The sequence below is a fragment of the Rhodococcus sp. ACS1 genome, from assembly GCF_002300155.1.
Taxonomy (GTDB): domain Bacteria; phylum Actinomycetota; class Actinomycetes; order Mycobacteriales; family Mycobacteriaceae; genus Rhodococcus_F; species Rhodococcus_F koreensis.
Genome location: NZ_NSDZ01000005.1, coordinates 264,189 through 282,163, shown reverse-complemented (window position 1 = coordinate 282,163; position 17,975 = coordinate 264,189). Strand labels below are relative to the sequence as shown.

The following is a 17,975-nucleotide window of genomic DNA, read 5'->3' as shown; positions in this document are numbered from 1 at the left end:
ACGGCGCATCGTGCGATGCGAGTCCGACTCCGATGCCGACAAAAACGCGGTTATCCACTCTGCCTGTGGATAACCGCGAAGTTGTGGATAACCCGCCCCGTGCGCCTTTTTGGTTGTTGCAGCTACCAAAAAGGCGCACGGGCGGCGGAGCCGCCTACGCCTTCAGCGACGCCGGCGGGGTGAAGCGCTCGCCGTACTTGGCGGCGAGTTCTTCGGCGCGCTTGACGAAGCCGGCCTGGCCGCCTTCGTAGCCCTGGATGTACTGCGACACACCGCCGGTCCAGGCGGGGAAGCCGATACCCATGATGGAGCCGATGTTGGCGTCGGCGGTGGTGAGGAGTACGCCCTCGTCGAAGCATTTCTGCGTCTCGATGGCCTCGATGAACAGCATGCGTTCGATGAGGTCCTGGAACGGGACTTCGAGTTCCTTGGAACCGAAGTTCTCCCGCAGCCCGGGCCACAGGCCGGTGCGCTTGCCGTCGGCGTAGTCGTAGAAGCCTGCGCCGCCGAGTTTGCCCTTGCGGTCGAACTTGTCGACCATCGTGTTGATGACGTCGCCTGCCGGGTCGGCGGGCAGTTCCTTGCCTTCGGCCTTCGCGGCTTCCGCGGTTTCCTTGCGGATCTTCTGCATCAGCGTGAGGTTCAGCTCGTCGGACAGCTGCAGGGGTGCCGCCGGGTAGCCGGCCTGCATGCCTGCCTGTTCGATGGTGGCGGGCTCGATGCCCTCCGCGAGCATGGCGATGGCCTCGTTGATGAACGTGCCGATGACGCGCGAGGTGAAGAAGCCGCGCGAGTCGTTGACGACGATCGGCGTCTTGCGGATGGCCTGCACGTAGTCGAAGACGCGGGCGAGGGCCTCGTCGGATGTCTTCTCGCCTCGGATGATCTCGACGAGCGGCATCTTGTCGACAGGCGAGAAGAAGTGGATTCCGATGAAGTCCTCCTGCCGCTTCACACCCGTCGCGAGGCCGGTGATCGGCAGCGTCGACGTGTTCGAGCCGAGCAGCGCCTTCGGGTCGACGATGTCCTCGATCTCCTGGAAGACCTTGTGCTTCAGTTCCTGCGACTCGAACACGGCCTCGATGACGAAGTCGACACCGGCGAAGTCGGCGGGGTCGGCGGTCGGCGTGATGCGGTCGAGCAGCGTCTTCGACTTCTCCTCGGTGGTCTTGCCCCGCGACAGCGCCTTGGCCTCGATGCCCTCGGAGTACGCCTTACCCTTGTCGGCCGCCTCGATGGTGACGTCCTTGAGGACGACGTCGAAGCCGGCTTTCGCGGAGACGTAGGCGATTCCGGCGCCCATCATTCCGGCACCGAGCACACCGACCTTGGTGATGGGTGTCTTCTCGATGCCCTCAGGGCGGGACGCGCCGGAGTTGATGGCCTGCAGGTCGAAGAAGAACGCCTGGATCATGTTCTTCGCGACCTGACCGGTGACCAGCGACGTGAAGTAGCGGGCCTCGATGAGGAGCGCGTTGTCGATGTCGACCTGCGAACCCTCGACGGCGGCGGCCATGATGGCGCGCGGTGCCGGCATGGGTGCGCCCTTGAGCTGCTTGCGCAGGTTCGCGGGAAACGCGGGCAGGTTCGCGGCGAACGCCGGGGTGGACGGGGTGCCGCCGGGGATCCGGTAGCCCTTCTTGTCCCACGGCTGGACGCCGCCCTCGGGGTTGGCCTTGATCCACGCCTTCGCGGCGGGCACCAGATCCTCGACCGAGGACACGACCTCGTCGACGAGTCCGACCTCCTTGGCCTGCACCGGTCCACGCTGCTGGCCCTGCAGCAGCACCTGCATGAGGGCGTTCTGCAGTCCGAGCATGCGGACGGTGCGCACGACGCCACCGCCGCCGGGCAGCAGGCCGAGGGTGACCTCGGGCAGGCCGATCTTGACGCCCTTCACGTCCGCCGCGACGCGGTGATGCGTGGCCAGGGCGATCTCGAGTCCGCCGCCGAGTGCGGCGCCGTTGATGGCGGCGACGACGGGCTTGCCCAGAGTCTCGAGGCGGCGCAGATCCGACTTGATCGCGACGCTGTGGCTGTAGATCTCGTCGGCGTTCTCCGGGCCGACCTTGATCATGTTCTTCAGGTCCCCGCCGGCGAAGAACGTCTTCTTGCCGGACGTGATCACGACACCGGTGATGGAGTCCTTCTCGTCGACGAGGCGGTCGACGGTCGCCTTCATCGAGGAGATGTAGGCGTCGTTCATGGTGTTCGCGCCCTGGTTGGGATCGTCGATGGTGAGCAAGACGATGCCGTCGGCGTCTTGTTCCCAGTTGATGATGTTCTGCTCGCTCACTGCTTCAAGTCTCCTGATGGTCCGGGCGGTCAGACGCGCTCGATGATGGTGGCGACGCCCATACCGCCGCCGATGCACAGGGTGATGAGGGCGTACCGGGCGTTCCGGCGCTCGAGCTCGTCGATCATGGTGCCGGTGATCATGGCGCCGGTGGCTCCGAGCGGGTGCCCCATCGCGATGGCACCGCCGTTGACGTTGAGCTTCTCGTCGGGGATGTTCAGGTCCTTCTGGAACTTGAGCACCACGGACGCGAACGCCTCGTTGATCTCGAACAGGTCGATGTCGTCGACGGTCAGACCGGCGGCGGCGAGCACCTTCTTCGAGGCCGGGGTGGGGCCGGTGAGCATGATCGTGGAGTCGGCACCGCTGGTGGCCGTCGCGACGACGCGGGCGCGCGGGGTCAGGCTCATGTCCTTGCCGGCCTGCTCGGACCCGACGAGGACCAGTGCGGCGCCGTCCACGATGCCGGAGCTGTTGCCGCCGTGGTGGACGTGGTTGATCTTCTCGACCCAGTGGTACTTCTGCAGCGCCACGGCGTCGAAGCCGCCCATCTCGCCGACGCCGGCGAAGGACGGGTTGAGGCCCGCGAGGTTCTCGAGGGTGGTGCCGGGACGCATGTGCTCGTCCTGGTCGAGGACGACGAGGCCGTTGATGTCCTTGACCGGGACGACGGACTTGGCGAAATAGCCGCCGGTCCACGCCTTCGCGGCGAGGTCCTGCGAGCGGACGGCGTACGCGTCGACGTCCTCGCGGGAGAAGCCTTCGATGGTGGCGATCAGGTCGGCTCCCACACCCTGGGGGACGAAGTAGTTGTCGTAGTTGGTGGCCGGGTCGAGCGCCCACGGTCCGCCGTCGGAGCCCATCGGCACGCGGGACATCGATTCGACGCCACCGGCGATGACCAGTTCGTCCCAGCCGGACCGCACCTTCTGCGCGGCGGTGTTGACGGCCTCGAGGCCGGACGCGCAGAACCGGTTCAGCTGCACGCCGCCGACGGTGTCGGGCAGTCCCGCGTCGTTGACCGCGACGCGGGCGATGTCCATGCCCTGGTCGCCGACGGGGGTGACGACGCCGAGGACAAGGTCCGAGATGCGATCCTCGTCCAGGTCGGGGAAGCGGGCGCGGAGCTCGTCGATCAAGCCGGTGACCAGCGAGATCGGCTTGACCGAGTGCAGCGAACCGGTCTTCTTTCCGCGGCCGCGCGGGGTCCGGATGGCTTCATAAATGAATGCCTCTGTGGTCACTGTGGAGTGTTCCTTCCTTATCTGCGTCGACGCCGACCGTGCACACGGCGCTCTGCACGGGGCATACCCCGGCACATTTACCTTAGAACGTGTTGCAAAACAGGAGGAAGGACCGAAGCGATCCTGGATCGTGACCCAGGCGATCACGACGGGGCGATCTCGGCCCTGCCGGAACCGCCGTTTCGTGCTGTAATGGCGCGGCGCTCGACGCGACCCGAGCGGAGGAGAACACGCTGTGACCACCCGACTGTCCCGCCGGCAATTGTTCGGCGCCGCGACCGCGGGTGCGGTGACCGTTGCCGGCCTGGGGCGTGCCGGCGCGACCGCGAATCCGGCACGCCGCCTGCCGTCGCCCGCCGCGATTTCCGCGTCCGATCCGGCACTTCTGAGTGCCGTCGAGGCGGCGGCGCTGTTGCAGTCCCGGGCGCTGCATCCGCGCGAACTGCTCGACGCGTGCCTGTCGCGCAGCGCGGCGCACGACGGCGGCGTCGAGGCGTGGATCCGGATCTACCCGGAGCAGGCCTACGAGGCCGCGGAGTCCGCCGCGCGGCGACTGGCGACCGGGTCCGCCCCGCTGGTCTGCGGACTGCCGATCGCGCTGAAGGATCTGTACGCGGTGGCCGGGCTGCCCGTGACCGCGTCGAGCGGCGTCCTCGACGGGAACATCGCCGCGGGCGACGCCGGGGTGTGGCGGCAACTGCGCGACGCGGGCATGGTGCTGATGGGCCACGCGCACACCCACGAATTCGCCATCGGAACCGCGACGCCGCAGGTCGGGAACCCGTGGGACGTCGCGTATTCGCCGGGCGGCTCGTCCGGTGGCAGCGCCGCCGCCCTCGCCGCCCGGTTCACGCCCTGCGCGCTGGGAACGGACACCGGCGGTTCGTTGCGCATCCCCGCGAGCGCGTGCGGGATCACGTCGATCAAAGCGACGTTCGGTCGGTGCAGCACCAGCGGGGTGATTCCGCTGACCTGGACCCGCGATCACACCGGTCCGATGGGTCGCAGCATCGCCGACGCGTCGCTGCTCCTGAGCCACATGGCGGGCGTCGACGTCGACGATCCCAGCACGTCGGTGGGCCCCGACGTTCCCGCGGAGGGGTACCCGCTGGCCGCCGCGGGCGGGTCACGTCCGCTGTCCGGCAGACGTTTCGGGTTGCCGCACGGTGTCGCCGACGACCTGCCCGGCCCGATCGGGACGTTGTTCGCCGGGTTCCTCGACCTCGTCCGCGCACTGGGCGGCGAGATCGTCGACGTCGCCGAGCCCGAGGTCCCGACGGGGCTGCTGAGTGGGGATTACGCCGAATTCGGCTCGTACCACCGGCAGTTCGCGGACCGGCTCCCGGCATACGGCGCGGAGTCGGCGCTCGCCGCGACCGCGGCGATGGCGAGCCTCGCCCTGCCCGTCGCCGACTACTTCGCCCTCGAACGCGCGCGCCTGCGTTTCCAGCACGACTACAACCGGATGTTCGCCGAGCACCGACTGGACGCAATTCTGCGTCCCGGCGCGCTCACCGACGGGGTACGGCGCGACGACCTCTCCGATTCGAGTGTGTTCGCCGGTGCGCGGGAGAACTACTTCTGGGCCAACTACACGGGCGCACCGGTCGTCTGCACGCCGGTGGGCCGGTCCGCGGCCACCGGCATTCCGTTCGGGGTGCAGCTGGGCGGGGTCCCGTGGTCCGAGGCGGCGCTGATCTCCATCGTCCTGGAACTGCAGGAGGCGCAGCCGGTGTGGCGGGACGCGCCGCCACTCGGCGCCGCGCCCCGGCAGATCCCCGAAGTGCGGGTCGCGGCCCCGGGCGCTGGGCCCACCGCGACCAACACGGACGACACCGGCCCGGGCATCCGATTCGTGCCGACCACCTCGACTGCGGCGGTGTGACCCCGGCGCCTCAGGTGTCGAGTCCGAGGCCCGCGTCCCGTGCCCGCACGATGGCGGCGGGACGGTCGGGCACACCCAGCTTGGCGAGCACGTTCGACACGTGGTTGCGCACCGTCTTCGGGCTCAGCACAAGTCTGCGCGAGATGCTCGCGTTGTCGTAGCCGCGGGCGACGAGGTCGAGAACCTCCCGTTCGCGGTCGGTGAGTTCCGGAAACACGGTGGGTTCCATCCGGCGCGAGGCGGCCATGAAGCTCATCGCGCGGGCCGCGACCGCGGCGCCGAGAATCACCTCCCCGTTGGCGACCGCCCGGACCGCGCGTTCGACCTCCCCCGGATCGGCCCCCTTCACCAGGTAGCCGCGCGCCCCGGCACGCACCGACGCGACCAGCGATTCGTCGTCCTCGTGCATGGTGACCACGAGCACCCGCAGGGCGGGGTACCGCTCGACGAGCCGCCGGGTGGCGTCCACCCCCGAACCGTCGCCGAGTTCGAGATCCATGAGCACGACGTCGACGTCCCCGTCGACGACGTCGAGCGCCTCCGCGACGGAACTGGCCTGCGCGGCCACCTCCATGCCGTCCAGGGTCGACAGCAACGCGACCATGCCCAGCCGGAACACCGGGTGGTCGTCGACGACGGCTACCCGGATGGACGAGGTGGTGGAACTTTTCGTGCCCGCACTCATGATGCGGTCAACGGTAACCGGGCGGTGACCACCGTGCCTGTCGGACGGCCGGATTCGATGTGCAGCGTGCCGCCGAGTTCGTGTGCCCGCTCGCGCATCGACCGGGTGCCGACGCCGCCGCCCCCGGCCGGATCGAACCCGCACCCGTCGTCGTGGATGACGACCGTCAGCACCTCCCGGGCGACCGTGGCGTCGACCCGGCAGCCGTCGGCACCGCTGTGCCTGCGCGCGTTGGTGACGGCCTCGACGACGATCCCGTACGCCGCGGCGCTGATCTCCGCGCCCAGCCTCGGCGGCGGATCGGCTTGCACCCGCAGCTGGAACCCGCTGCGCGACTGGCTGGCCGCCAGTTCGTGCAGCGCCGGGACCAGTCCGAGTTCGTCGAGCACCGGCGGGAACATGCTGCGCGACAGCTGCCGGACGCCTTCCACCTGATGGTCGAGTTGCTCCTGCAGCGCGTCGATGAGTTCCGCGGCGGCCACCGGATCGGAGCCGAGCAGGTTCCGGGCGCCCTGCAGGCCCAGCCGGATGCCCGCGAGCGAGGGACCCAGGCCGTCGTGCAGTTCGCGGCGAATCATCTGCCGCTCCTCCAGTCGCACGGACGCCAGCCGACGCCGCGCCTCCTGCAGGTTCTCCGCCGACTGCAGCACGACGAGACCGGCCGTCACGACCGCCGACAGTTCGGTGAGCGATCGTCGGGTGCGCGCCCCCAGCGATTCCCCCGGCGGTGCCGTCACGACCATCGTCCCCAGCACCGCACCGCGGTGCACCAACTCCACCGACTCGGCAGGTCCCGTCGCCGAACCCCACACGGCGGCAACCCCGCTGGCGCGCCGCACGGACACGGATTCGAGCCGCAACGCGACGCCGACGCCGGCAGCGAGACCCTCGAGGAGTTGTTCCGGGGTCTCGGCGCTGCCGAACTGCCTGCCGAGGGTGCGGACGGCCCGCGCCGGATCCTCGCCCTCCCCGTACACCAGGCGGTGCACCCGCCGCTGCAACCACAACCGCACCGGCTGCACCGCGACGGCGACGACACCCGCCGCGACCACCTGCGCCCCCACCGAATCGCCGTCGGGCAGCAGTGCCGTCAGCGCCGCGACCACCACCACGTACAGCACCAGCAGCGCAACGGTGAGGGTGCCGGCCACCGTCGCGCGGCTGACGGCCAGGTTCAACCCCCACATGCGCTGACGCAGGATGCACACCAGAATCGCGACCGGGTAGAAGGCCTGAACCGCCAAGTGCACCAACGGGTTGAGCACCCACAGCCCCGGCAGCGACGCGGGCAGCGCCAGCGGAATGTACGCGGCCGTCATCAGCGCCGTGCCGAGGCACATCCAGCCGAGACCGACGCGCTCGCCGGGTGGGCCGTGCCGCCACCGCCACCCGCAGTCCGCTGCCGCCGCGAAGCCGACCACGAGGACGGGCGCGATCTGCCAGACCGCGGGGATCCCGGTAAACGTGCGGGACCAGAAGTACCAGGCCGTCGCGGCGACACCGGCGAGGACGCCGAGTTTCGCGCCGACGCCGAGCGGATGGTCGCGGATCAGCCACGGCACGATCAGGAACAGGCTCAGCGTCCCGGGAATCCACGCCGTGTTCTGCAACGGCGACAGCACATCGACCCACGGCAGCCCCGAACGCACGGCCGCGAGTTGCGAGTAGCTGTAGCCGAGTGCGGCGAGACCCACGCCGATCGCGGTGAGCCCCAGGATGATCGGCACCGGGTGCACCCGCCGCGCGAGCACGACACCCGCCACAGTTCCGTAGACCGCCGCCCCGACGACGTCCACCAGGAAGAACAGCTGATTCGAATCGATGCCCGGATCGGCCCGGACGAACGCCACCACCGACAGGACGACCAGGATCCACGCGGACACCGCCATGACGGCAGCGGGTACGGGCGCACCGCCCGCACCTGCCGACCCCTCGGTCCTCGGAGTGTCCTTCTGCTTCGCCATGGTGCGAACGAGTATCTCCCTTACTCGCGCACGGTGTCGGCGAAAGCGAACCCGATCGCGCTCACCAGCACCCACAGCGGCCCGGTGAACCCCGCGAGGTACTGCAGCGGTGAGACGCCGATGACGGCGGTCACCAGGCCCAGCACCAGGCTGACCCAGCCGATCCACCGCGGGCCCGCGTGCCCGCGGAGCAACGCGACGGCCACCGCCAGCGCACTGACTCCCGCACCCGCCCACAGCCACGGAATGGTGCCCATCCAGTGGCCGCCGACCACCGCGAACTCCGGCACCAGCCGGCTCGTGTCACCGAGGCCGAACACCAGCTCGGTGGTCAGCCCGGTCCCCAGCAGGCACGCCGCCGACGTCAGGACCAGTCCGAACGCCGCGACCGACGGCAGGATGCTCTCGGCAGGTAACGCCGCCCGCAGTCGCTGGCACAGCCCGGCGGCGAAGACGAGGATCAGCAGCGCCGCGGTCATGATCGACACGTGCATCACCAGGATCCCGGTGCGCTGTCCGACGAGCCCGGTCATGATGGCGACCGCGTCGCCGGCCGACGCCTCCACGTACACCGCGTCGACCGACATGCTCGCCTGGATGCCGACGATTCCGGCCACGCCGGCGACGACCCCGACGTAGGCCCACCACCGGCCGCTTCGCGGTCGCGCGGTCGCCGGGACCTCGTTCTGCACGCCGTCTGGAACATTCACTGTGCTCATGAGACGACGATCGGGCACCCGGCGTCCCGGGCACCAGGGGCGGATGTCCCGATGTGGCGGGACCGCGCCGTCCGGTTCAGCCTTCGAGCTTCTTGGCCCCGAGCATGTCCTTGAGCAGTTCGAACGCCACGTCTTCCGGGTCGCGGCGAGTCGCGGGGTCGGCGGGTTCCGCCGCCTCCTTGAACATCTCTTCTTCGTCCTCGGGTGTGGAGACGGGCGGCGTCGACGCCGAAGCCTCGTAGTCGATCGGCCCGGGATCGTCCGGGTAGTCCGGTGCCTCCGGCGGCGGAATGTCGTCGTCCGGTTCGGACGACGGACGTGCCTGCGCCGCACCCGGACCCGCATCGGTGCTCCGTGCGTCGGACTGCTGCTGCGGGCGCTGCGCAGCCCGCTCCTGGCTGGGCCGGGAGAACCGGGGTGCGCCTGCAGGCTTCGTCGGCGCCGCGGCAGCCTTCGCGACCGGTGGGGGCGGCGCCGTCGGGGCACCGGCCTGATACTCCACTTCCCAGGTGCCGCCGAACATCTCGGACAGCACCTCGGTGATCACCTGAGCGTTGTGCGGCGACGCGATCCGAGCGCCGAGGTTGGGGACCGGGTGCGCCAGGATCAGGCGGTTGCCTTGCACGTCGTGCACCGTCGCGGCCGACAACATCGCGGGCAGGATCTTGTTCCGCTGGCTCACCTTCTCGCGCAGCGAATTCCAGGCCTCGCGCAGGGCCGCAGGATCCGGACCCGCGGATGCGGCGGGTGCCGCCTCCACCTCGGGTGCGAGCGGCGGCTCCGGCTCCGGTTCGGGAGTCGGCTCGGGTTCGGAGACCGGAACGGGCGCGGGTTCGGGCGCCGGCTCGGGCACGGGTGCCGGCGTCGGCTCGGGTGCCGGCGTCGGCTCGGGTGCCGGCGTCGGCTCCGGAACGGGCGTCGGCTCGGGCTGCGGCGTCGGCTCCGGTTCGGGAACGGGGGCGGGGGCGGGCTCCGGAACGGGCCGCGGCGTCGGCTCGGGTTCCGGCTCGGGCGGCGGCGGCACGGTGGCCGCCGCGGCCTGGCGCATCGATGGTCGCTGGAACTTCGGCTCGGGTTCCGGTTCGGCGGGCGGTTGCGGCGCGCGCTCCGGTGCCGCGGCGGGCCGCTCGGCTGCGGCGGCGACCGGCGCGGAGCCTGCGGGCGGAAGTCCGCGCTCGACGCGTTCGAGCCGCTGCAGCACGGCCGACTCCGCATCGGACGCCGACGGCAGCAGCATCCGGGCGCACATCACTTCGAGCAGCAGTCGGGGGGCCGTGGCGCCGCGCATCTCGCCGAGACCGGCGTGGATCACCTCGGCGTAGCGGGTGAGCGTGGCGGGACCGATCCGCTGGACCTGGGCGCGCATGTGCTCGAGCACGTCGCCGGGTGCATCGACGAGGCCGCGTTCGGCGGCGTCGGGGACGGCCTGCATCAGGATGAGGTCGCGGAGGCGCTCGAGCAGGTCGACGGCGAACCGCCGCGGATCGTGCCCGGCGTCCATGACGCGGTCGACCGTCCCGAACAGTGCGGCACCGTCGCCGGTGGCCAGCGCGTCCACGGCGTCGTCGATCAGCGCGACGTCGGTGACGCCGAGCAGCGCGAGCGCGCGCGGGTAGGTGACGCCCTCGTTGCCTGCACCGGCGAGGAGTTGGTCGAGGATGCTCAGCGAGTCACGCGGGGACCCGCCGCCGGCACGGATGACCAGCGGATACACCGGGTCGGCGACCGGCACGCTCTCCTGCTGGCAGATCTTCTCCAGCAACCCGCGCATCGTCGTCGGCGCGAGCAGCCGGAACGGGTAGTGATGGGTGCGCGAACGGATGGTCGGCAGCACCTTCTCGGGTTCGGTGGTCGCGAAGATGAAGATGAGGTGCTCCGGCGGCTCCTCCACGATCTTGAGGAGGGCGTTGAAACCCGCCGTGGTGACCATGTGGGCCTCGTCCACGATGAACACCCGGTACCGGGACTCGGCAGGCGCGTAGAACGCGCGGTCGCGCAGTTCACGGGTGTCGTCGACGCCACCGTGGCTGGCCGCGTCGAGTTCGGTGACGTCGAGGTTGCCCGAGCCGCCGGGGCCGAGCGCCACGCACGAGGGGCACTGGCCGCACGGCGTCGAGGTCGGGCCCTCCACGCAGTTCAGCGATCGGGCCAGGATGCGGGCAGACGACGTCTTGCCACAGCCGCGGGGACCGGAGAACAGATACGCGTGGTTGATCCGTCCGGCGTCGAGAGCGGTGCTCAGTGGTTCGGTGACGTGCTCCTGCCCCACCACCTCGGCGAAGGATGCGGGTCGGTACTTCCGGTACAGGGCCACGCGGAAAGACTACCGGCGGTCCCCGACAGTCCGGCCCGGGTGGTCGAAGCGCCTGCTCGGCACCCGCTCGGGGCCCTACTCACAAGCAGAAATCCGGACCTGACCGGATTGCGTAACACGTTCGCAACGCATCGGCATCACCGTTGAAACGGCCCGCGGCCATCGTGAATTTCCGCACCTGGTTTCGTCCGGGTGTGTGAGGAGAATGTCGTGCCTGCAATCGACGCCGGAGCAACCGCCTGGCTTCTGATCAGTACCGCGCTGGTCCTGCTGATGACCCCGGGGCTCGCCCTGTTCTACGGCGGGATGGTCCGCTCCACCGGCGTACTGAACATGATCATGATGAGCTTCGTGTCGATCGCACTCGTCACGGTCGCCTGGCTGGTGGCCGGGTACTCCCTCATCTTCGGCGACGACATCGGCGGCGGACTGATCGGCGGGCTCGAGCACCTGGGGATGGCGGGCATCGACCCGACCACCGTCCACGGGCAGGTCCCCGAGATCCTGTTCGCCACGTTCCAGCTGACATTCGCGATCATCACCGCCGCGCTGATCAGCGGTGCGATCGCCGACCGGGCCAAGTTCTCGGCCTGGATGATCTTCGTGCCCGTCTGGGCCCTCGTCGTCTACGCGCCCGTCGCGCACTGGGTGTGGAACCCGCAGGGCTGGATCGCGCAGTTCGGCGCCCTCGACTACGCGGGCGGACTGGTCGTCGAGATCGTGTCCGGCGCGTCGGGCCTGGCGTTGGCCCTGGTCCTGGGCCCGCGGCTCGGATTCAAGTCCGAGTCGATGCGGCCCCACAACCTTCCGCTGGTGCTGCTCGGTGTCGGCCTGCTCTGGTTCGGCTGGTTCGGTTTCAACGCGGGTTCCGCTCTCGCCGCCGACGGCACGGCCGCCGCGATCTTCCTGAACACCCTCGTCGCCGGGTGCACCGGCCTGCTCGGCTGGCTCCTCGTCGAGCAGAAGCGCGACGGTCACCCCACGACGTTCGGTGCGGCGTCCGGCGTCGTCGCCGGGCTGGTCGCGATCACCCCGTCCTGCGGCACGGTGAGCATGGTCGGCGCGGTGATCGTCGGCGCAGTGGCCGGTGTGGTCTGCTCGTTCGCCGTCGGCTGGAAGTTCCGCCTCGGATACGACGACTCGCTCGACGTCGTCGGTGTCCACCTGATGGGCGGCATCGTCGGCACGATCCTGATCGGACTGCTGGCCACCGAGGTGATGACGGGCGGAGCCGAAGGCCTCCTGTACGGGGGCGGGTTCGCGCAACTCGGCAAGCAGGTGCTGGCCGTGGTGGTCGTCGCCCTGTACGCGTTCGGTGTGACGTACGGGCTGGGCAAGCTGATCGACCGGATCTTCGGGTTCCGGGTGAGCGCCGAGGACGAGTCCTCCGGCATCGACCTCGCGCTGCACGCCGAATCGGCGTACGAACACGGTGTGCTCGGCCACGGACCCCTCGGCGGCGGCCAGGGCAACAGCGTCTTTCCGTGGATGCACGAGGCCGAACGCAGGCGGCAACTCGACGCGGAACGGAAGCAGGACCGAGACGACACGGAGTAGCGGCGGCTACTTTTTGACGACACGGAGTAGCGGCGGCTACATCTTCTTCGCTGCCGCCGCCTTCTTCGCGTCTGCCTTCGCGGCCTTCTTGAACTCGCGGACCTCGTGGAGACTCTTGTCGTCGACGACGTCCGCGATCGAACGCCGGGACCCCTCGGTGCCGTAGTCGCCTGCTGCTTCGCGCCAGCCCTTCGGCTCGACTCCGATCTGCTTGCCGAGCAGCGCCAGGAAGATGCGGGCCTTCTGGTCGCCGTACCCCGGGAGCGCCTTCAACCGTTTCAGCACTTCTTTGCCGTCGGGGTCGCCGCTCGTCCACAGCGCCTCGACGCTGCCGTCGTAGTTCTCGACGAGGAACGCGCACAACGACTGGATGCGGGTGGCCATCGATCCGGGGAACCGGTGGACGGCGGGGGTCTGTGAGCAGACGGCCGCGAACGCTTCCGGATCCATCTCCGCGATGCGGTGCACTTCGAGGCCGCCGATCCGGTCGTCGAGTTTCTTGGGGCCCGCGAACGCCGTCTCCATCGGAACCTGCTGATCGAGCAGCATCCCGATGAGCAATGCCAGCGGATCACTCGCGAGGAGTGCGTCGGCGTCCGGATCCCCTACCAGGTTCAGCGTGCGTGCCATGGTTCGATCCTGCCATCCCGCGGTGGTCGGGTGCGCCCTTGACCGCGACGCGCGGTTTATTCACAGAGTTATCCACATCACTGCATTACCGGTGCGTAACCCAGCATCGAGGCGACGCCGGCGACGAGTCCGTCACGCCAGTGCAGCGCGTCGTGACCCCCGCAGAACTCGCGGTAGCGCACGTCGTGGCCGGCGCCGGCCAGCAGCTCGCAGACTTCGCGGTTGGGTTCGACGAGCATCCATTCGAGTGTCCCGACCTCCAGGCTGAACCGGCTGTGCGACGGGGCGACGGCGCGGATGCGGTCCTGGAACGGGACTCCCGGCCCCGATCCGGGCCACCAGAACGACCCGGACAGGCTGACGGCGCACCCGAACACGTGCGGCACCGCCAGCGCGAGGTGGCAGGCCGTCAATCCGCCCAGGCTGCAGCCGGCCACGATCGTCGACGCCGGGTCGTCGGTGACGGCCCGGTCCCGCCGCAGCCACGGGAGCAGTTCGCCGGTGAGACCCGCGGCGAACGCGGGGCTGCAGCCCAGTTCCTCGGATCGCAGTCCGGGTCCGACGCTGTCGACCATCACGACGAGCGGAACCCGGTGACCGGCAGGTCCGAGCGCGTCGACGGCACCTGCGATCGGCAGGTCGACCGCCCGCGTCCGGCCGTCGAGCAGCACCACCACCGGACGAGATCCGGCGGCGAGTCCGGGCGGTTCGTAGACCCACACCGACCGCGGTGTGCCCGACAGCGTGAACGTCGTCTCGTGGAGTTCGCCGCGACCGGGCCGGTCCGTCCACCAGCGCTGCGCGGGCGCCGCGGGCATCACCGCCTCGGAGCAGTCGCCGGCCTGCACCGCTCGGGTGGGCAGCGGGTTGAACGGGTCGGGTCGTGCGCCGGCGAGTATGTTCCGCCACCACTGCCAGCCCGGGGTGCCGTCGCCGGGACGGGTCAGCGGTTCCGTCCGGGGAATGAAACGGTAGGCGCCACGCCAGTTCTCGGGCACCTCGATCGACAGCGACCACAGGTCGGTGCCGGGGAGCCGCGACAGCGCGGCCCGTTCCGGCCGGGATCGGTCGGTGATTCCGTTGGCGTCGAGGTAGACGTGCCGCGTGTGTGACACGCGTTCGTCGCCCTCGGGGTCCCGCCAGCAGAACGTCGCGATCACGCAGCCGCGGTCGGCCCCGTCGCGTTCGACGAGGGGGCTGCCCGCTGCGGCGAGGCGGTCCCAGAACGCGGGGACGTCGTCGGGTGCCAGGTCGTCGATCGCCCGCGTGCGCACGACGCGGCGCTCCGGTCCGGTCCGGGCACCCGTTTCAGCATCCACTTCCCCATTCGAACGTAGGTAACGCTAGCCTAAGTCACATTCCTTACCCGTGCGAAAGAGAGTCCCACCGTGAAACTTCGTCGCTCACTGGCAGCCCTCGCTGTCCTCGCCGCCGGGATCGGCGCGGCCGCGTGCTCGTCCGATCCCGCTACCGAGTCCGCGACCACCGGCAACCCCGCAGCGCCCAACCAGAGCTGGCCGCGCACCGTCACCGACGAGACGGGCAGCGTCACGATCGAACACAAGCCCGAGCGGATCGTGTCGACCAGCGTCACACTCACCGGCTCGCTGCTCGCCCTCGACGCACCCCTCATCGGCACCGGCGCGCAGCGACCGAGCGACGTGACCGACGAGAACGGCCTTTTCACGCAGTGGGCGGACATCGCCGCCGAACGTGGCGTCGACACTCTCTACCAGGGCGAACCCAACGTCGAGAAGATCACCGCCGCCGATCCGGACCTCATCTTCGTGTCCGCCACGGGCGGCGACTCGGCAGTCGATCAGGTGGACACGCTGAGGCAGATCGCGCCCGTCGTGGTGCTGCGGTACGACGACAAGTCGTGGCAGGACCTCAGCGGTCGGATCGCGGCAGCCATCGGGGCCGAGGAGCAGGCCGAAGCCCTCGTCGCGAAGTTCGACCGGCAACTCGACGACGCCAAGTCGGCACTCGGCGACAAGGTCGCCGCCGCGAACCCGGTGAACGTGCCCGCCTACAACTCGCCCGAGGAGTCGCGGATGTTCACCGCCGAATCGGCGCAGGGCATTCTGCTGGAACGCCTCGGATTCTCGCTCGCCGAGCTGCCCGCCGACATCAGCGCAGCCGACAAGGGCATCATGTCCGGCCGCAAGGACGTCGTGCCGGTCGGGCAGGAGAACCTGCCGCGGGCCGTGCCCGGCACCACCACGTTCATCGTGATCGGTGACGCGGCGGACGCCGAGCGGTTCCTCGCCGATCCGACGTTGCAGCAGACCCCGTCCGTGGAGAAGAAGCAGGTGATCGGGCTCGGGAAGGACAGCTTCCGGCTCGACTACTACAGCGCCACCAACCTGATCGACCGGGTCACGAACGCAGTGCGATAGCGCTCGGTCCGTGTCGGCGCGGCCCGTACCGGGTACCTCTACGTCAAGGGACTCCGGTCCATACACACGACACCGAAGGACATCCGATGGCCCAGGACGGAACGAATCGAGCCAGCGGGATGAGCCGTGCCGTGGACAGGGCAACCGACAGCACCACTTTCGAACGGGTCGCGCGGGCGGGCCACGTGATGAGCGGCTTCGTGCACCTGCTGATCGCGTACATCATCGTTCAGCTGGCGTTCGGCAGCGGCGGCAACGCCGATCAGTCCGGGGCCCTCGGCACGCTGGCCGCCGAGCCCGGCGGCCGGTTCGCGCTGTGGGTGGCGATGGTCGCGTTCATCGCGATGGCGCTGTGGCGGCTCGCCGAGACCGTTCTCGGCCCGCACGCCACCGAGAAGTCCGACGACGACACGTCGCTGCTCGACCGTGCGAAGGCGTTCGGTCTGGCCGTCGTCTACTTCGCGTTCGCCTTCTCGGCCTACCAGTTCGCGAGTGGCGGCGGGAAATCGAGCGGACAGCAGAACGCCGGAATGAGTGCACGCCTCATGGAGTCCGGGGGCGGCAAGTTCCTGCTCGTGGTGGTGGGTCTCGTCGCCATCGCGATTGGCGGGTACCACGTCTACAAGGGCGCGTCGAAGAACTTCCTGGACGACCTGAAGGGCACCCCGTCGAAACTCGTCGAGCCCCTCGGAGTGGTCGGCTACGTGGCCAAGGGCCTCGTCATCGCGGGCGCGGGCCTGCTGGTGATCGTGGCGGTCTTCAACTCCGACCCGTCCAAGGCCACCGGCCTCGACGGCGCGGTGAAAACCCTCGGCTCGGCGCCGTTCGGGCAGTTCCTGCTGGTCCTCGCCGCGCTGGGCATCGCCGCGTACGGGCTGTACAGCTTCGTGATGGCGCGCTACGCCAGGATGTAGAGACACCTCCGGCCGCGCACCCGAGACAGGTGAGCGGCCGGAGGTCTGCTGCTAGGACTTCGGCAGGTCCAGGCGTGATTCGGTGGCCGCGAGCAGCACGCACGTCGCGACGCCGTTCATCGACTTGTCCAGATCCTCCATCGAGGGGAAGCTCGGCGCGAGCCGGATGTTCTTGTCTTCCGGGTCGATTCCGTACGGGAACGCCGATCCCGCGGCGGTGAGCGCGATCCCCGCGTCCTTCGCCAGGGCGATGACGCGCTTCGCGGTGCCCTCGACGACGTCCAGGCTGATGAAGTATCCGCCCTTCGGCTCCGTCCACGACGCCACCTTCGACGCCCCGAGACGGTCCTCGAGGATCTTCAGGACGAGCGCGAACTTCGGCGCCAGGATCTCGCGGTGCTTCTCCATATGGGCGCGAACCCCGTCGGCGTCACCGAAGAACCGCAGGTGCCGCAGCTGGTTCAGCTTGTCCGGGCCGATGCTCTTCTTGCCGAGGAACTTCTGGTACCAGGCCAGGTTCGCGGTCGAGGAACCGAAGAAGCTGACGCCCGCACCGGCGAACGTGATCTTCGACGTCGACGCGAACACGAGCGGCCGGTTGGGGTGACCCGCCTCCGCTGCCATCCCGAGGATGTCCAGCGACGGCGCCGTCTCGCCGACCAGCGGATGCACCGCGTAGGCGTTGTCCCAGAACAGCCGGAAGTCGGGGGCGGCGGCCGGCATCGACGCCAGCGCGCGCGTGACCTCTTCCGAGTACACCGCGCCCGTGGGGTTGGAGTAGTTGGGAACGGCCCACAGACCCTTGATCTGCGGATCGTTCGCGACGAGTTCGGCGATGACGCCGACGTCGGGGCCGTCCGGGCGCATCGGCACCGGGATCATCTCGATGCCGTAGGTCTCGGTGATCCCGAAGTGCCGGTCGTAGCCGGGTGCCGGGCACAGGAACTTGACCTTCTCCTCCTGCGACCACGGGCGCGGGGAGTCGGGGGTGCCGTGCAGCAGAGCGAACACGACGTTGTCGTGCATGATCTCGAGGCTGGCGTTGTTGCCGGCGAGCAGGTTCTCGACGGGGATGCCGAGCAGTTCACCGAAGATCGCGCGCAGTTCCGGCAGACCGGTGAGCCCGCCGTAGTTGCGGGTGTCGGTGCCGTTGCCGTCGCGGAAGTCGCCGTCACCGGGCAGCGCCAGCAGCGCCGCCGACAGATCCAGTTGCTCGGGCGAAGGCTTGCCGCGGGTGAGGTCGAGCGTGAGCTTCTCCGTCTTCAGCTGCGCGTAGCTCGCAGTCTGGCGCTCATGCTCCGAAAGTAGTTCCTCATGGCTCATCAACCCGATCTGGGTCTGGTTGGTCATCAGGAGCGGCCTCTCACC

The 17,975-nt window shown here is 69.5% G+C and carries 13 protein-coding genes; 4 read left to right on the top strand and 9 right to left on the bottom strand.

Going from position 1 to position 17,975, the window contains the following annotated elements:
- Positions 1-154: 154 nt before the first annotated feature.
- A complete protein-coding gene (locus CJ179_RS22090; RefSeq protein WP_095862908.1) occupies positions 155-2,296 on the bottom strand; it encodes a 3-hydroxyacyl-CoA dehydrogenase NAD-binding domain-containing protein in 2,142 nt (713 codons plus the stop codon).
- A 29-nt stretch (positions 2,297-2,325) separates the two neighbouring features.
- The gene (locus tag CJ179_RS22085; RefSeq protein WP_095862907.1) at positions 2,326-3,540 is read right to left on the bottom strand and encodes an acetyl-CoA C-acetyltransferase; all 1,215 of its coding nucleotides are present in this window, start codon (positions 3,538-3,540) and stop codon (positions 2,326-2,328) included.
- A gap of 235 nt (positions 3,541-3,775) precedes the next feature.
- Here CJ179_RS22085 and CJ179_RS22080 point away from each other — a divergent pair, with 235 nt between their 5' ends.
- Positions 3,776-5,425 carry an amidase gene (locus CJ179_RS22080; protein ID WP_095862906.1) on the top strand — a complete coding sequence of 550 codons (1,650 nt, stop codon included), beginning with the start codon at positions 3,776-3,778 and terminating at the stop codon, positions 5,423-5,425.
- 10 nt (positions 5,426-5,435) lie between these two features.
- Here CJ179_RS22080 and CJ179_RS22075 read toward each other — a convergent pair whose 3' ends face one another.
- The 4 genes from CJ179_RS22075 to CJ179_RS22060 form a co-directional block, all read right to left on the bottom strand.
- Complete coding sequence (locus CJ179_RS22075) at positions 5,436-6,110, bottom strand: response regulator transcription factor (protein ID WP_095862905.1); 675 nt, start codon at positions 6,108-6,110, stop codon at positions 5,436-5,438.
- Positions 6,107-8,074, bottom strand: coding sequence for a sensor histidine kinase (locus tag CJ179_RS22070; protein ID WP_072938245.1), 1,968 nt, complete (start codon positions 8,072-8,074; stop codon positions 6,107-6,109). Before CJ179_RS22070 ends, CJ179_RS22075 begins: the two co-directional genes overlap by 4 nt.
- A 20-nt stretch (positions 8,075-8,094) precedes the next feature.
- Positions 8,095-8,793, bottom strand: coding sequence for a hypothetical protein (locus CJ179_RS22065; RefSeq protein ID WP_179377629.1), 699 nt, complete (start codon positions 8,791-8,793; stop codon positions 8,095-8,097).
- A 76-nt stretch (positions 8,794-8,869) separates the two neighbouring features.
- Positions 8,870-11,107 carry a DNA polymerase III subunit gamma and tau gene (locus tag CJ179_RS22060; RefSeq protein WP_095862903.1) on the bottom strand — a complete coding sequence of 746 codons (2,238 nt, stop codon included), beginning with the start codon at positions 11,105-11,107 and terminating at the stop codon, positions 8,870-8,872.
- A 210-nt stretch (positions 11,108-11,317) separates the two neighbouring features.
- Between CJ179_RS22060 and CJ179_RS22055 the strand changes: the two genes are divergently transcribed.
- Positions 11,318-12,664, top strand: a complete 1,347-nt coding sequence (locus tag CJ179_RS22055) for an ammonium transporter (RefSeq protein WP_072938252.1) — start codon at positions 11,318-11,320, stop codon at positions 12,662-12,664.
- Positions 12,665-12,700: 36 nt separating this feature from the next.
- On the opposite strand, the gene CJ179_RS22050 is transcribed toward CJ179_RS22055, so the two are convergent.
- Together CJ179_RS22050 and fes are read right to left on the bottom strand one after the other, a co-directional pair.
- Positions 12,701-13,294 carry an HhH-GPD-type base excision DNA repair protein gene (locus CJ179_RS22050; RefSeq protein WP_072938255.1) on the bottom strand — a complete coding sequence of 198 codons (594 nt, stop codon included), beginning with the start codon at positions 13,292-13,294 and terminating at the stop codon, positions 12,701-12,703.
- Between the two features lie 77 nt (positions 13,295-13,371).
- Positions 13,372-14,613 (bottom strand): enterochelin esterase, encoded by a 1,242-nt coding sequence (fes, locus tag CJ179_RS22045; protein ID WP_257015701.1) that lies wholly within the window; start codon positions 14,611-14,613, stop codon positions 13,372-13,374.
- Positions 14,614-14,682: 69 nt separating this feature from the next.
- Here fes and fepB point away from each other — a divergent pair, with 69 nt between their 5' ends.
- Both fepB and CJ179_RS22035 read left to right on the top strand, forming a co-directional pair.
- A complete protein-coding gene (gene fepB / locus CJ179_RS22040) occupies positions 14,683-15,693 on the top strand; it encodes a Fe2+-enterobactin ABC transporter substrate-binding protein (RefSeq protein ID WP_095862902.1) in 1,011 nt (336 codons plus the stop codon).
- Positions 15,694-15,779: 86 nt separating this feature from the next.
- A complete protein-coding gene (locus CJ179_RS22035) occupies positions 15,780-16,607 on the top strand; it encodes a DUF1206 domain-containing protein (RefSeq protein ID WP_072938260.1) in 828 nt (275 codons plus the stop codon).
- Between the two features lie 51 nt (positions 16,608-16,658).
- Here CJ179_RS22035 and CJ179_RS22030 read toward each other — a convergent pair whose 3' ends face one another.
- Positions 16,659-17,957, bottom strand: coding sequence for an aminotransferase class I/II-fold pyridoxal phosphate-dependent enzyme (locus CJ179_RS22030; protein WP_072938263.1), 1,299 nt, complete (start codon positions 17,955-17,957; stop codon positions 16,659-16,661).
- Positions 17,958-17,975 lie beyond the last annotated feature (18 nt).

What these genes read in the sequence shown, in the direction of transcription:
- CJ179_RS22050 (WP_072938255.1), bottom strand. Translation starts at nt 13,294, where the DNA reads ATGGCACGCACGCTGAACCTGGTAGGGGATCCGGACGCCGACGCACTC.
- CJ179_RS22030 (WP_072938263.1), bottom strand. Translation starts at nt 17,957, where the DNA reads ATGACCAACCAGACCCAGATCGGGTTGATGAGCCATGAGGAACTACTT.
- CJ179_RS22075 (WP_095862905.1), bottom strand. Translation starts at nt 6,110, where the DNA reads ATGAGTGCGGGCACGAAAAGTTCCACCACCTCGTCCATCCGGGTAGCC.
- CJ179_RS22065 (WP_179377629.1), bottom strand. Translation starts at nt 8,793, where the DNA reads ATGAGCACAGTGAATGTTCCAGACGGCGTGCAGAACGAGGTCCCGGCG.
- CJ179_RS22035 (WP_072938260.1), top strand. Translation starts at nt 15,780, where the DNA reads ATGGCCCAGGACGGAACGAATCGAGCCAGCGGGATGAGCCGTGCCGTG.
- CJ179_RS22070 (WP_072938245.1), bottom strand. Translation starts at nt 8,074, where the DNA reads ATGGCGAAGCAGAAGGACACTCCGAGGACCGAGGGGTCGGCAGGTGCG.